Consider the following 14331-nt stretch of genomic DNA (forward strand, 5'->3'; position numbering starts at 1 on the left):
CGCGGGGACATTCGAAGATCGCGGTCGCGTCCTTCTATGGGGCACCTCATCCGAACGGTAGTTTGGTGCGACTCCTTCTACAGGGCATCGACTGGTGCGTGCACTAGACCTCATCTCGTCCTCCGCTTTGGCTGTCGCCGTCTCGTTGGGTTTCGCGGCACCCGTTGGTGCGCAGGCCCAGGGCCGCGGCCGTGTGTCCGCCATTCCTTATTTTCCCGGTCCCACCTGGGAGCGCCGCTCCGCCGCAACGGTGGGGCTCGACTCCACCAAGCTCGCCGACGCGATTGCGTTCGCCATCAAGAGCGATGCGAAGGGGTCGCGCGACATGGAGGAAAACCACTATCGCACGTTCGGGCGCAACGAACCGCTTGCGCAGGGGATCGGTCCGTTCAAGCCGCGCGGCGACCCGAGCGGCGTGATCGTGCGCGGCGGCTATCTCGTGGCGCAGTGGGGCGACCCCGATCGCGTCGACATGACGCACTCGGTGACCAAGTCGTTCCTCTCGGCCACCGTCGGGATGGCCTTCGACCGCGGACTGATCCCCTCGGTGAAGGACACGGTCTGGAAGTCGCAGGCGCCGGTGTACCGTTTGCGCCTGACGGCACCCTCCGAGCCGGGGAGCGAGCTTGGGCGGTCGATGTTCATCGACCCGTGGAACACCCCGCACAACCGCACCATCACGTGGGACGACCTGCTGCGCCAGACGAGCGACTGGGAGGGAGCCATGTGGGGGAAGCCGGAGTGGGCCGATCGTCCATTGCCTAACGCCGCCGAATGGACCACGCGCCCCCGCAAGCCGGCGGGGACGGCGTACGAGTACAACGACGTGCGCGTCAATGTCCTTGCCCTGGCCGCGACCAACATCTGGCGGCGCCCTCTTCCCGAGGTGCTGCGCGACAACCTGATGGACCCCATCGGTGCCTCGCGCACCTGGCGGTGGAACGGCTACGACAACGCCTGGATCACCCTCGACGGGCGCCCCGTGCAGGTGGTGAGCGGCGGCGGCCACTGGGGGGGCGGGATGTTCATCAACGCCTGGGACATGGCGCGCTTCGGCCTCCTCACGCTGCGTCGCGGCGTGTGGGGAGACAAGCGCATCCTCTCCGAGGAATGGGTGAAGCTCTCCCTCACCCCTACCGTTCCGCAGCCGACGTACGGCTACATGAACTGGTTCCTCAACACCGACAGGAAGTGGATGCCGAATGCGCCAGCATCGGCGTTCGGTCACGTCGGTAACGGGACGAACCTCGTCTTCGTCGACCCGGACCACGACCTGGTGGCGGTGGTGCGCTGGATCGAGAACGGGCAGGTGAACGAGTTCCTGGGACGGCTCATGGCCGCGGTGGTGAAGTAACCTGCACGCGCTTGGGTGGTTGCGCACGCCCACCACCTCAGCGCACGCCCACCACCTCAGCGCACGCCCACCACCTCAGCGAGCGCCCACCTTCCCAGCGAAAGCTGGGATCCATTTGTCGTCGCGCCGTACGCGAACAGTCGTGCGTGGTCGCTGCCCGAAGGCCGGTCGCTGCCCTCGGCGTGCTCGCCCACCACCAGCAATTGGCGCGCGCCTCCGCGTGGTGAAAGAACGTCGTGCTCGATGGTGAACACGCTTCCTGCTCCATCGCGAAAGAGCCCACACACTAACGCACTGAAACCGTCCGCTCCGCCCTAGCGACCTATCGAACGGCGGGCCAGCTTCTCGCTCGACCCCTTCGACACGATGACGATGCCTTGGTCGCACGCCGTCCAAACGAGCGCCCGCTGCGCACTCGCGGTTGCGCTATTGCTTCCCGCAGCGCCCGCGCGCGCCCTCTCACAAGCCGTCGCGCGACCGCACATCGCCCGCGCGTTGCGCGTTGAGGACTTCTACGCGTTGCGCGCCGTCGGTGCGCCCACCATCTCGCGCGACGGCCGCTGGGTCGCCTTCACGGTGACCTCGCGCGTCGAGGCGACCAACGCGGAGCCGAGCGAGGTGTGGCTCGCCCCGTCTGACGCGTCGCGCCCGGCGCAGCGCGTCTCACCCGAGGGGCTTAGCGCGACGCAGCCGCGCTGGACCGATGGCAGCACGTTGCAGTTTGTCGCCGACAACAAGGGGTGGCAGCTCGATCCGGCCGCGCCGGCGCAGGTGACGGAAATCGAGCGTCCGACGACGCGACGCCCCGGAGGCGAGTTGACGCTTGCCGCGCCTAACGGCTCCCTCGTCGCGTATCTCCGAAACAGCGCGCCCCCGCCTCGCACGCCGCCGACGCGCTCCGAGTTCGAGCAGCGCCACGAGGCGCGCTTCAAGGGGCGCCAGTTCGACTGGCTCGACTTCCAGCGCGACGGGCAGGACTATCCCGCGCCGAGCCGCATCGACCCGTACGTCACGCCGGCGCAGGAGCTCTGGATCAGTCGCAACGGTGGTGAGGCGCAGCAACTCACGCGACTCGGCCTGCGTCCGCAGGGCGCCCAGTGGAACCGCGACGCCACGCGCCTCCTCTTCGTCGCCGACTCCAGCTATCGCGAGGAGCGTCGCTACGGCGCGAGCGCCGTCTACACCGTTGCACTTGACGGATTTGTTCGCCGCCTGACGCCCGAGCGCGACTACCAGCACACCAACGCTGCCTTCTCCCCCGACGGGAAGTGGGTGCTGTACACGAAGCAGCTCTCGACCGACGCCGTCATTGCCCGCAAGCTCGACCACGGCGGGGCGAGCGACCTGAATGTGGTTGCTGCTGACGGTGGCGCGGAGCGAAACCTGACGGCAGAGTGGGACTACCTGCCTACCGATGCGCAGTGGAGTCCGGACGGACGCTACGTCTACTTCTTGGGCGGTGTGGGCGGGACGACGCACCTCTTTCGCGTTGCGGCTGCCGGCGGCCCGGTCGAGCAGGTGACCAGGGGCGAGCGGCGCATCAACAACCTCGACATCGACGAACACTTCACGACCATCACCTACACCGTCGGTCTCATCGACGCGCCGGCCGACGTGTACGTCGCCAGCATCGACGGATCGAAGGAACGTCGCCTGACGACGCTCAACGCCGACGCCCTGCGCGAGGTCTCGCTCTCCCGCGCCGACCGACTGCAATTCCCCAGCAAGGACGGAACGCCCATCGAGGGGTGGATCCTCCCGCCGTTCGCCTATCGCGCCGGTGGCGGTCCCTACCCGCTGGTGGTGATGAACCACGGCGGCCCCCACTCGGCGGACGGATACGCGTTTGACTTCAAGGCGCAGTACCTCGCCGCCAACGGCTACTTCGTGCTCAAGGTCAACTTCCGCTCGAGCACCGGCTACGGCGAGAAGTTCCTGTGGGCCACCTGGGGTGCGTGGGGGAACAAGGACGGCGAGGACGTCATGGCCGGCGTCGACTATGCCATCGCGCACTATCCCATCCACCGCGCCAAGGTCGCCACGATGGGGCATTCGTACGGCGGCTTCATGACCAACTGGCTCATCACGCAGTACCCGGATCGCTTCGCAGCTGCAATTCCCGGCGCCGGCATCGTGAACTGGGTGAGCGACTACGGCACCGCCGACATAGCGCGCACCAAGGAGACCGAGTTCTACGGGACGCCGTGGGACCCCAAGGCGCGCGAGATCATGATCCGCCAGTCGCCGCTCACCTACGCCGACCGCGTGAAGGCGCCGACGCTCTTCGTGCACGGCGCCAACGACGAGCGCGTCCCGTATTCCGAGGCTGAGCAGATGTACGTCGCGCTGAAGAAGAACGGCGTCTCCACGAAGATGATCCAGTACGAGGGGCAGTGGCACTCGATCGGTGGGTCGTGGAATTCGGTGCACCGGATGCTCAACGAGCGGCGGTGGCTGGACGAGTGGTTGAAGGGGGCGGGGGTGTCGTGAGGGCGGGGGGGTGGCGTGCGGTGATGCTTCTCGTGCTTGGCGTCAGTGCTCGGACGATGCACGGTCAGGTTGTGGAAGGAGAAGTACGTGGGTCGCAAACGGGAACATCGATTGGCCCCACGCTCGTCCGGGCGATCGACGTTTGGACGGGTCGGGAGATCGCACGCGTCCTTACCGACCACCGCGGACGCTTCACGCTGCGCGCAGTGGCCGGCGAGGAGTTCATCCTGGAACTCCGGCGCATCGGCATTCGTCCGACCACGACCGCTCCCCTGCGACTCGGTGTCGGTGAAACATCCCGACGCCAATTCACGGTCGACGAGATCGTCGTTCCGCTGGATCGCGTCGCGGTCGAGGCGAAGGCAACGTGCGGTTCCGGCGCGGCACACTCCGTTGAGGTGGCTCGCCTACTCGAGGAGATCCGTACGGTTGTCGGGATGGCGGAACTGTCTGTGAGCACTGTCGCCACGGACGCAGATGTTCGAGCGTTTCGTCGCATGATGCAGCCGCAGTCGAATGCTATTCGATCGGACACGCTATCGACCCTTCCCGGAAGGTATCGCTGGCCGTTTCGCGGCCCTTCGCCGAAGCAACTGGCCACGGCTGGTTACGCGACGACGCACGACGACGGCAGCATGACGTTCTTCGCTCCGGATCCGCGAGTCATTGCGTCTCCGGAGTTCCTGGAAACGCATTGCTTCTCCATCACGCCAAACACGCGCGATACCGCGCTCGTTGGACTCTCCTTCGTGCCGCTGGGTGGTCGCAGTATGACCGACATCGAAGGAACCGTCTGGCTCGATCGACTGACCGCCGAGCCGCGAGAAGTCGAGGCGCGTTACGTGCGCACGCCTCGTCCAGAGTACGAGTCGCGGTCGACGGCGACGGTGCGCTTCGCGCGTTTGGCCGACGGACGCTGGATAGTCGCGTCATGGGCGATTCGAACTCCGGTTCTGACCATTGCGCGTCGTCCCGGCGGTCGTGTGGACGCGATCCGAGCGCCCGCCGAGGAGCGAGTCGACGTCGTTGCGATCCAGGAGGAGGGAGGGTTCGTGGAGTTCGGCGATGGCCGATTCTCGCCGCTCGGTGCAATCTCGGTCGACACACGAACTGAGGGTGCGCCGAGTGGTGAGCTGCAGTTGCTGCTGTCGGGAACCGGCCGACGCGTCAGCGTTGTCGACGACGAACCCGTCACGCTTGTCGACGTATCGCCGGGACGATACATGGTACTCGCGTATTCCCCTGCCGAGCCGCCGGGCGAGACGAGGGCGAGTCGCGCCGAGCTCGACGTGGTCGCCGGACGAACCACGACTGTACGTCTCGACTGGAGCCGCGACACGAGTTCAACCGCGCCGATGTGCCCGGCGCCGAAAGGCGGCGCCTCATCGATCGCGCTCCTCGTTGTCTTCCTCGATTCAGCATCAGGGCAACTGGTGCGCACCGCGAGCGCGCGACTTCGCGCAACGCACGATCAACTGGTGGATCCATCGAGGATCCGCTCGACCGTCACCAATCGCCCGATCTCATCTGCACCTGACGGGTGGTTCATCGACTGCGAGCGACGCGCGGGCGAGCGCGTCGAGCTGCAGTTCTCGGTTGACAAGCGACGGATCGACATTCCGCTCGGGCTGCTGGGCGATCGCCCCCTCGAGGTGCGAGAAGTGATGGTGCCGATGCTCGCACAGCGGTCGCGGTGAGGCCTGGCGTTGTGGTGGAGGTGTGGCAACGCGACATCTCGCGCGCACCGCGCGGAGCGAATGGATCCCAGCGTTCGCTGGGAAGGTGGGCGCTGGTGTGGTGGAGGCGGCGCCAATGACGGCGCACGCCCGGAGTCTCGGCGGCGAGTGCGACCGCTCGCGCACGACGCAATGACAAATGGATCCCAGCTTTCGCTGGGAAGGTGGGCGCGAAGGAGAATGGTCGCGTGCAAGACGGGCGCTGCGCCTCACGCGCCCCTTCGCGCGCCCTTCGCGCGCCCCTGCCCACACCACGGCCAGCCGCGCACGCCCCCACTCTCGAGTGCAGTCGCCACCGCTCGTGCACACCGCAATGACAAATGGATCCCAGCTTTCGCTGGGAAGGTGGGCGCGAATCGAATGGCCGCCTCACGCACCAAAACGAATCCCCCGCCGCCGCGCTCATCGCGCAACGACGGGGGAGGCGCGAACGCCTAACGCCCGGAATCGTGTCCCACCACGTACCAAACGCCTTCGTGCACCTACCACCCTACCCCATCAGAAGCTCGTCCGCATCGAGAACACCACGTGACGCCCCGCTTCCGGTCGCACGAAGGCACTGTTCGCCGCCTCCGCATAGAGCGTGTTCGCCACGTTGTTGATCCCCAACGCCAGGTCCTGCGGCCGCCCGCCCCAGTTGGCCACGCGCAGCCCGCCGCGCAGGTTCACCACGGTGAACGCCGGCAGAACCGCCCCAATGGGCGACGTCCCCAGGTTGATTTCCTGCTGCTTCCCCTGATGGCGCACGGCCCCCTCGGCCCAGAAACGACGGCTCGCCGGACGGTAGCCGAGTGCGGCGTTGAGCTTCGAGCTGTACGTCCCCGCCACCGGGATGTCCGGACGGTCGGGGTTCTTCGTCTCCAGCTTCGTGTAGTTGGTCGTGAGGTCGAAGCCGCGCGTGAGGTCGACGCGGAGCGAGGCCTCGTGCCCAAATGTGCGCAGGCGCTCGACGTTGATGTTCTGGAACTCCGCCAGGCGCCCGATGGTGCGCCCGGTGGGGCGCGTCAGGATTCCGTCCTTGAGATTGTTGCGGAAGTAGAAGTACTCGAAGTCGACGCGCGGGAAGTTGGCGCGCATCCCCACGTCGTAGTTGGTCGAGTTCTCGGGATCGAGCCCGGGGTTGGCCACCTGGATCGCCGTCCCGTCGGTCGACGGCCCCGAGAAGTAACGCTCGATGAGGTTCGGCGCGCGGAAGCCACGGCCGTACGTCGCCAGGGCGCTCACGTGATCGGTGATGCGATAGATCCCGTTCACCGCGTACACCGTCGTCCGGTTGTTGGCCACCAGCCCCGCCACGCTATCGGGGAGCCCGATGGTCTTTCGCGTCTCGGCGTGCACGTCGTGGTAGCGAACGCCGGTGATCACCGAGAAGCGGTCGTGCAGGCGCCAGTCGCCCTGGACAAACAGCCCCAGGTTGCGCATGTCGGCGTCGGGGAGCGACGGGCGCGTGTTGCTGCTGACGATGGGGCTGGGCCCGAATCCGACCATGCGCGAGTACGATGAGTCGGTGGCGATCGCGTCGTCCTTGACCGCGTCCACGCCGTAGGTGAAGACGACCTTGCTCAGCACCTTTGCCGCCTCGACGCGAAGCCCCTTGCTGCCCACGTCGGTGTAGTTGAAGCTCCTGCTGTTGATCACCCCGGTGCTCCCCGGCCCCATGGGGACATAGACATCGACGAACGAGTCGAAGTCACGCTGGTTCCCCTGCGTGTACACGCTCACGTCCACACGATCGGCCACGCCCAGCCCTAACGACGAAAAGTTGAGCCCGGCCGACGTCTTCTGCATGCGCTGCCATGGATACGTCAGCTTGATGCGCGTCGAGGTGTCGCCAAGGATGCGCGGCTCCACGAAGCCAAAGCCGGCGTCGTTGGCGGCGTATCGGTCGTGGCGAATCCACGCGCTCCCCTTGCCCAGCCCGCGATACGTGGCGTGCAGGTTGAGTGAGCGGTCGCGCACCCCCGAGTCCTCGAGCCGGATTCCGTCGGGAAGTGTGAGGTCGCCGAAGCTCCCACCCGGCACTTCATAGTTGCCCGCGTTGCGCAACGACCCGCTGGCGGTGAAGGCGAAGGCGTTGCGCGTGAAGGTCACCGAGCCGTCGCCGCGCTGTTGGTCACCAGCGCCAGCGTAGCGGAACCCGAGATTCCCGCGCACCTTCGTCGTCCCGTCGCCGCGCGGCGACCGCGTGATGAGGTTGATCACGCCGCCAATGGCGTCGGAGCCGTACAGCACCGACGACGGCCCGCGCACCACTTCGATCCGCTCGATCTGGTCGACGTCGACCAGCGCCGGCAGCTCACCAAAGTCCTGCTGCCGGCGGTTGTTGTTCATGCGCAGCCCGTCCTGCAACAGGAGGATGCGCTGCCCGCGCTGCCCGCGGATCGAGGGGCGCCCCTGGTTGGGCCCAGTCCCCACGACATCGACGCCCGGCGCGTCCTTCAGCAGGTCGGCGGCGCTGTTCGGCGCCTTCTCGCGAATGCTCGCCGAGTCGACGACGGTCACTGGCTGCGGAACCCTGGAGACTTCGGTGGGGGCGCGCGTGGCGGTCACGGTCACCGCGCGCAGGGTGCGCGCCGAGTCCGGGCGTTGCTGGCGCTCCTGCGCGCTCACGGAAACAGAAAAGGCGGGCGCGAGGAGCAGCGCAGCCGCCAGTATCGGAGTTAGGGGGAAAAGTCGCATGGTGCAAACTGCTACTTCACCTGCGAAGCGATGCATTGTGGCTTGTACGTAGAGGCATTGTAGGGCTTCGCCTTACGTGCGGGATTCCCCGCCGGTGCGACCGCGCGCCGAGATCGATCGTGAACACGGCTCCATCGACCGCAGGTTGGTCGACCGTTCGCCCACTCGCGCCGGGGTGTACCGTGGCCATCTTCCCGCACGCAAGGCGCCCGGTCGGTGGCCCTCGCCCAGCTCGGCGGGTCACCGCCTCGGGGAGGGCGATTCGGGCGCTCGAGACGCGCGAAAGCCAAGCGCTGGCTGAAGTTGCGAGCCTGACACCGGCAGCGGCCTTGGCCCGGTTCGGCACCGCTCGCTCCGGACTTACGGCAGCGGAGGCCGCGTCGCGGCTGGCGCAGCACGGCCACAACGAAGTCTACGTACGCTCGCGCGACGGGTGGGGGTGGGCGCTGCTCCGCGCGCTCGGCAATCCCCTGGTGCTCCTCCTCGTCCTGCTGGCTGCAGTCGCCCTCGCCACCGGAGACGTGCGCGCCGCGGTGGTGATCGGGGCGATGGTCGTGCTCGGCGTCATCCTCCGCTTCCTGCAGGAGTCGCGGGCCACAGCGGCGGCGGCGCGCCTGCGGGCGATGATTCGCGTGACGACCACGGTGGTGCGCGATGCGCGGGACGTCCAGGTCCCGCTGCGCGACGTGGTGCCTGGTGACGTGGTGCGGCTGGCGGCCGGGGCGATGGTCCCCGCCGACCTGCGCCTGATCGAGGCCAAGGATCTGTACGTGAACCAGTCGCCGCTCACCGGCGAGTCGCTGCCGAGTGAGAAGTCGGAGGAAGGGGACGCGCGCGGCGGCGTGGTGGCGCACGAGCGGCGTTCGCTCTGTTTTCTGGGGACGAGCGTGCAGAGCGGGTCGGCGTTAGGCGTGGTGATCGCGACCGGACGCGAGACTGCCTTCGGGAAGGTGGTGACGTCGGTCGCCGGCCCCGAGCCGCCAACGGCCTTCGATGTCGGCGTCGACCGCTTCACGTGGGTGATGATTCGCCTCCTCCTCGTGATGGTCCCGCTGGTCTTTGTCATCAACGGGGTCACGAAGCACGACTGGCGCGAGGCCTTCTTCTTCGCGCTGGCCGTGGCGGTGGGGCTCACGCCGGAGATGCTCCCGGCGATCATCTCGGTCTCGCTGTCGCGCGGGGCCATGGCGATGTCGCGCCACAAGGTGATCGTGAAGCACCTGGACGCGATGCAGAACTTCGGGGCGATGGACGTCCTCTGCACCGACAAGACGGGGACGCTGACGATGGACCGGGTCGTCCTCGAGCGGCACTGCGACGTGGATGGCATGGAGAGCGAGCGCGTGCTGGCCCACGCCTACCTCATCGCGGAGTTCCAGACGGGGCTGCGCAACGTCCTCGACGAGGCGATCCTGGCCCACCGCGGCCAGCACCCCGACATGGCGCCTGACGAGTGGCGCAAGGTGGATGAGATCCCCTTCGACTTCACGCGCCGGGTGATGTCGGTGGTCGTCGAGGGGCGCGACGGGGGGCGTCGCCTGGTGGCCAAGGGGGCCCCCGAAGCGATGCTGGCGCGCTGCACGCACGTGGAGCGCGGAGGGGTCGCGGTGCCGATTGCGCCTGACGGCGAAGCGGTGGCGCGCGCGCAGTACGATGCCCTCTCCAACGATGGCTTTCGCGTCCTGGCGGTCGCCGCGCGCGACGTCGACGTGCGGGCCGAGTACACCCGGGACGACGAGCAGGGGCTCACGCTCATCGGTTACACGGGCTTCCTCGACCCGCCCAAGGAGTCGGCGGCGCCGGCCATCGCCGCGCTGCAGGCGAGCGGCGTGACCGTGAAGATCCTCACCGGCGACAACGCGCTGGTGAGCCGCACCGTCTGCGCCAACGTCGGGCTGGCGACCGGCGACATCCTCACCGGTCCCGACATCGAGGCGATGGACGACGTGCAGCTGGGTCGGGCGCTGCAGCGCTCGCAGCTCTGCGCGCGCCTCGCTCCCCTACAGAAGGAACGCATCATTGGCGTCCTCAAGGGGGCGGGGCACACGGTCGGTTTCCTGGGCGACGGGATCAACGACGCCCCCGCGTTGCGTGCGGCCGACGTCGGGATCTCCGTCGACGATGCGGTCGACATCGCCAAGGAGTCGGCCGACATCATCCTGCTGGAGAAGTCGCTCCTCGTCCTGCACGAGGGCGTTCGCGAGGGGAGGCGCACCTTCTCCAACATCCTCAAGTACGTGCGGATGGGGGCCAGCTCCAACTTCGGCAACATGCTCAGCGTGCTGGGAGCGAGCGCGCTCCTCCCCTTCGTCCCCATGGCTCCCATCCAGATCCTGACCAACAACCTCCTCTACGACTTCTCGCAGGTCACGATCCCCTCCGACAACGTCGATCCGGAGGAGGTGGCGCGCCCTACGCCGTGGGCGATCGATCGCATCACGCGCTTCATCCTCCTCGTGGGTCCCATCAGCTCACTCTTCGACTACATCACGTATGCCGTGATGTGGTTCGTCTTTGGCGCGCGGACGCCGGCGCACGCGGCGCTCTTCCAGACGGGATGGTTCGTCGAGTCGCTGATGTCGCAGACGCTCATCATCCACGTCATACGCACCAACCGCCTCCCCTTCGTGCGGAGCCGCGCCAGCCAGCCGTTGCTCCTGACGACACTCCTCGTGATGGCGATCGGTGCCTGGCTTCCCTATTCCCCCTTTGCCGCCGCACTCGGCTTCGTCCCGCTCCCGCCGCGCTTCTGGGGGATCCTGGCGCTGATCCTCCTGGCGTATCTCTCGGTGGCATGGGGGATCAAGCGCGCCCTGCACGCGCGAGGCGTCGTGTAAGACGGCCCCGCCAGGGCGCGCGCCCCGTCACTGCACAATCGGCGACAGTCGGGCGCTGCTCGAAACCCCCCAGCGCACGTTCGCGAAGACCACGACACGATCTGGCGCCGCGGCATCGGCGTATGCGCTCCCGAACCCCGTCGAGATCCACAAGCCCTCGCGCGCGGCGAATTCGACCCCCGCCGACCAGGTCCCCGCCGCATTGTCGATTGGCGAGGTGGCGCGTGTGCTGCGCCACTGCCACGCATTCTGGTAGAAACCGTTGAATCGCTGCGACCCCACCAGCATCTTGGCGCCTATCGTTGCGGCGCTGTAGGTGGAGTCCTTCGTGCGCCCCCGCACGTAGTCGCCCGCACCGTGCGCCAGCAGTTGCCCCCACCCCTGCACCCCGTGCGCGTACGAGAACCAGGCGCGCCCCCCCGTGCCGCGCGACCGGGAGATCACCGACTCGTCGAAGCGCACACCGTAGGCGGCGGCAATGATGAAGGCGCTGGAGTTCCAGCGGGGAGCCGGATACGACTCGACAAAGTCGCGGATGCAGCCGTTCATCCCGGCCGTGTCGGCTTGCTCGCCGGGTGTGGTCGGGGCGAAGCTCGCCGCGCACTGCAACAAGGCACGCCCCGCCTGCGCGCTGAAGTCGGCCGTGCGCAGGTAGTCACGGTCGTCGAACAGCGTGGCGCGCATCCCCACCGAGAGGTCGGTCGCGGCCGTGTCGCCGGCGGTGCGTTGCGTGGCGAGACTGAAGCGCAGGTTCGCCTTGAGGAAGCCGGGCGTGGTGCGATAGCTCGATAGGCTCAGGTGCGGCGAGACGAACAGGAAGGGGGCAATCTCGAGCGCGACGCCCTGCCTGACGCGCCCCATGCCGTCGATCCCGCTGATCAGCGCGCTCGCGAGATCCTGCATCGTTCCCGGGCGGCTGATGGGGAGCGTGGTGTTGTCGAGAAAAGCGCCGGCCGGGATGTCGGGAACGGCAAAGATGTTCGATGCGCGTGTGGGGCCGCCCTGCGCGCCGGCCAGGGCCAGCGGCGTGGCGAGGCTCGCGGCGGCGAGGAGTCGGAAGATGAAGGCGGGCGGTCGCATCAGACGAGCACCACTTCGACGGTTGTGGGCATCGAAAACTCCCCCCCGCTTCCGGTCGTGCCGGTCTCCTCCCACGTGGTTGCGCTCAGCGACGTCCCCGATTCGCGCACCGACAGCTGCACCTGCCACTCGGCGTTAGGGTGACCGACAACGGCGAGCCAGTACGAGAACGTCGTCCCCTTGGGGACTGGCGGGAGGATCACCCAACGATCGGCCACGTCATCGTCGGTGAGCTCGGGGCCGAAGAGAATCCACGCCTCGCCCGGGCGCTGGATCCAGAACTTGTAGAGCACCTTGATGGGCGTAAGCTCGCGAAGGCTGAACTCGACGGCGCCAGTGCCGCCGATGGGGATGGTGGCGGGGGCCTTCATGCGCGTGGTCTCCGGTAAGTCGAGGGGGTGCCGGTTGGCATCGCGGGAGCCGCCTGCTTGAGCCGCTCGATGGCGTCGTGCGTGGCGGGGGTTGGGAGCGCGGGGCTGCTCGCGATGAGCCGGTCGATGGTGCGCTTGGTGACGGTCGGACGCTTCAATGCCTTTCCCTTCACCTTCGCCTTGGACTTCACGGCCACCTTCGCTTTCCCCCTCGATTTCGCCTTCGCCTTCACCTTCGCTTTCGCCGTGCGCTGACCCTTGCGGCTGGCTGGCATCGTCTGTCTCCCGGTCGGGCGCCGCGTGCGACACCCGCTCTCTCTCGTTTGGTGGTGCGCGTGCCGGATACCGTCGCGAGCGCTGCAAGATCGGGGCGCGCATCACAGCGGGCTGAGGCGTGCACTGCGCCAAGTCGCATCACCGCGGCGGCCCCATGCATGGCGCAACGTCGGCGCGCGTCGTAGTCTTCGCGCGCCCCGCTCAACGAGGAGGAGCACGGTGCAGTGGCGCGCTGGATGGCTCTGGATGCTGGTCATGGGCACGAGCGGCGTGGTGGGCGCCTCGCGTGTGACTGACGCTCGCGCAGTCGGCGCGAACGCGAATCGCGCGCACGCTGATCGAGCGCGTGCACATCGCGCACACGCTGCACCGGCGCGCACCGTGAGCGGCGTCGTCTTCGACGATGTGAACGGCAACGGGCGACGCGACGCGGGTGAGCGCGGACTCGCCGGCGTGGTCGTCTCAGACCAGGACTCCGTCGTGCTCACGGATGCCGACGGGAGCTACCGCCTGACGAGTGACTTCCGCACGCGCGTTGCCTTCGTGAGCGTCCCCGCGGCGTATCGCGCGCGCGACCGCTTCTGGGTCGCCATCGACGCTGCCACCACGACGGCCGACTTCGCCCTGCGGCGCACGCCGAGTGCGAGGCGCCTCACGCTGCTGCACGCGTCGGACACGCACATCGCGCCGGCGTCGGTGCCACGCATGGAGCGGCTGCGCGCCCTCATCGACTCCCTTCGCCCGGATCTGGTCCTCGTCACCGGTGACCTGGTGCGCGACGCGCTGCGCGTGGGCGAGGCAGAGGCGCGCGGCTACTACGAACTCTTCCAGCAGCAGGCCGCGCGCATTGCCCCGCCGCTCTTCACCGTCCCCGGCAACCACGAGAACTTCGGCATCGAACGCGACCGCTCGAACGTCGCGGCCAACCATCCGCTGTACGGTCGCACGATGTACCGCCACTATCGCGGCCCAGACTACTACTCATTCAATGCCGGCGGCATCCACTTCGTCGCCCTCAACACGGTCGACATCGACGACACGCGCTACTACGGCCACGTCGACTCGTTGCAGCTGGCGTGGCTGGAACGCGACCTCGCCGCCGTCCCCGCCGCCACCCCGGTCGTGACCTTCAACCACATCCCCTTCTTCACGGCGGTGGAGACGATCAACGGACTGCAGGAGTCGCCCCCCGCCCCCAGCGTGATCGTGGTGAACGGGAAAGGCTCCTTCCGCCACGCCGTCTCCAACGCCCGCGACGTCATCACCCGCATCGCCCCGCATCCGTATCCGCTCGCCCTCGCCGGCCACATGCACACGCGCGAATCGCTGCGCTACGCCGGCCTCGCCACCCGCTTCGACCACGCCGCCGCCATCGTCGCCCCCAGCGGCACCCCCCCGCTCACCTTCCCCAGCGGCATCACGCTCTACTCGATCACCAACGCGACTATCAGCGAAGGCCGTTTCATCCCCCTGGGCCTCGACCCCACCCCACCGCCACACTGACCGCT

10 protein-coding genes are annotated in these 14331 nt (G+C 67.9%); 6 read left to right on the forward strand and 4 right to left on the reverse strand.

Annotated features, from left to right (window positions below; translation table 11 throughout):
* Positions 1-91: 91 nt before the first annotated feature.
* Complete coding sequence (locus tag IT359_17145; protein MCC6930719.1) at positions 92-1354, forward strand: serine hydrolase; 1263 nt, start codon at positions 92-94, stop codon at positions 1352-1354.
* A 56-nt stretch (positions 1355-1410) separates the two neighbouring features.
* On the opposite strand, the gene IT359_17150 is transcribed toward IT359_17145, so the two are convergent.
* Positions 1411-1608 (reverse strand): hypothetical protein, encoded by a 198-nt coding sequence (locus IT359_17150; protein ID MCC6930720.1) that lies wholly within the window; start codon positions 1606-1608, stop codon positions 1411-1413.
* Between the two features lie 241 nt (positions 1609-1849).
* On the opposite strand from IT359_17150, the gene IT359_17155 reads away from it, so the two are divergent.
* Positions 1850-3844 (forward strand): S9 family peptidase, encoded by a 1995-nt coding sequence (locus tag IT359_17155; GenBank protein MCC6930721.1) that lies wholly within the window; start codon positions 1850-1852, stop codon positions 3842-3844.
* Between the two features lie 770 nt (positions 3845-4614).
* Positions 4615-5541: a hypothetical protein gene (locus IT359_17160; protein MCC6930722.1), complete on the forward strand. Its 927-nt coding sequence runs from the start codon at positions 4615-4617 to the stop codon at positions 5539-5541.
* Between the two features lie 537 nt (positions 5542-6078).
* On the opposite strand, the gene IT359_17165 is transcribed toward IT359_17160, so the two are convergent.
* The gene (locus tag IT359_17165; GenBank protein ID MCC6930723.1) at positions 6079-8259 is read right to left on the reverse strand and encodes a TonB-dependent receptor; all 2181 of its coding nucleotides are present in this window, start codon (positions 8257-8259) and stop codon (positions 6079-6081) included.
* A gap of 182 nt (positions 8260-8441) precedes the next feature.
* Between IT359_17165 and mgtA the strand changes: the two genes are divergently transcribed.
* Complete coding sequence (gene mgtA, locus IT359_17170) at positions 8442-11096, forward strand: magnesium-translocating P-type ATPase (protein ID MCC6930724.1); 2655 nt, start codon at positions 8442-8444, stop codon at positions 11094-11096.
* Between the two features lie 27 nt (positions 11097-11123).
* On the opposite strand, the gene IT359_17175 is transcribed toward mgtA, so the two are convergent.
* Complete coding sequence (locus tag IT359_17175) at positions 11124-12176, reverse strand: hypothetical protein (GenBank protein MCC6930725.1); 1053 nt, start codon at positions 12174-12176, stop codon at positions 11124-11126.
* The gene (locus IT359_17180; protein MCC6930726.1) at positions 12176-12547 is read right to left on the reverse strand and encodes a hypothetical protein; all 372 of its coding nucleotides are present in this window, start codon (positions 12545-12547) and stop codon (positions 12176-12178) included. Before IT359_17180 ends, IT359_17175 begins: the two co-directional genes overlap by 1 nt.
* A 57-nt stretch (positions 12548-12604) precedes the next feature.
* Between IT359_17180 and IT359_17185 the strand changes: the two genes are divergently transcribed.
* Together IT359_17185 and IT359_17190 are read left to right on the forward strand one after the other, a co-directional pair.
* On the forward strand, positions 12605-12802 hold the full coding sequence (locus IT359_17185) for a hypothetical protein (GenBank protein MCC6930727.1): 198 nt from the start codon (positions 12605-12607) through the stop codon (positions 12800-12802).
* Between the two features lie 402 nt (positions 12803-13204).
* The gene (locus tag IT359_17190; protein MCC6930728.1) at positions 13205-14326 is read left to right on the forward strand and encodes a metallophosphoesterase; all 1122 of its coding nucleotides are present in this window, start codon (positions 13205-13207) and stop codon (positions 14324-14326) included.
* Positions 14327-14331: the final 5 nt, after the last annotated feature.

The sequence above is a fragment of the Gemmatimonadaceae bacterium genome, assembly GCA_020852815.1.
GTDB lineage: Bacteria > Gemmatimonadota > Gemmatimonadetes > Gemmatimonadales > Gemmatimonadaceae > SCN-70-22.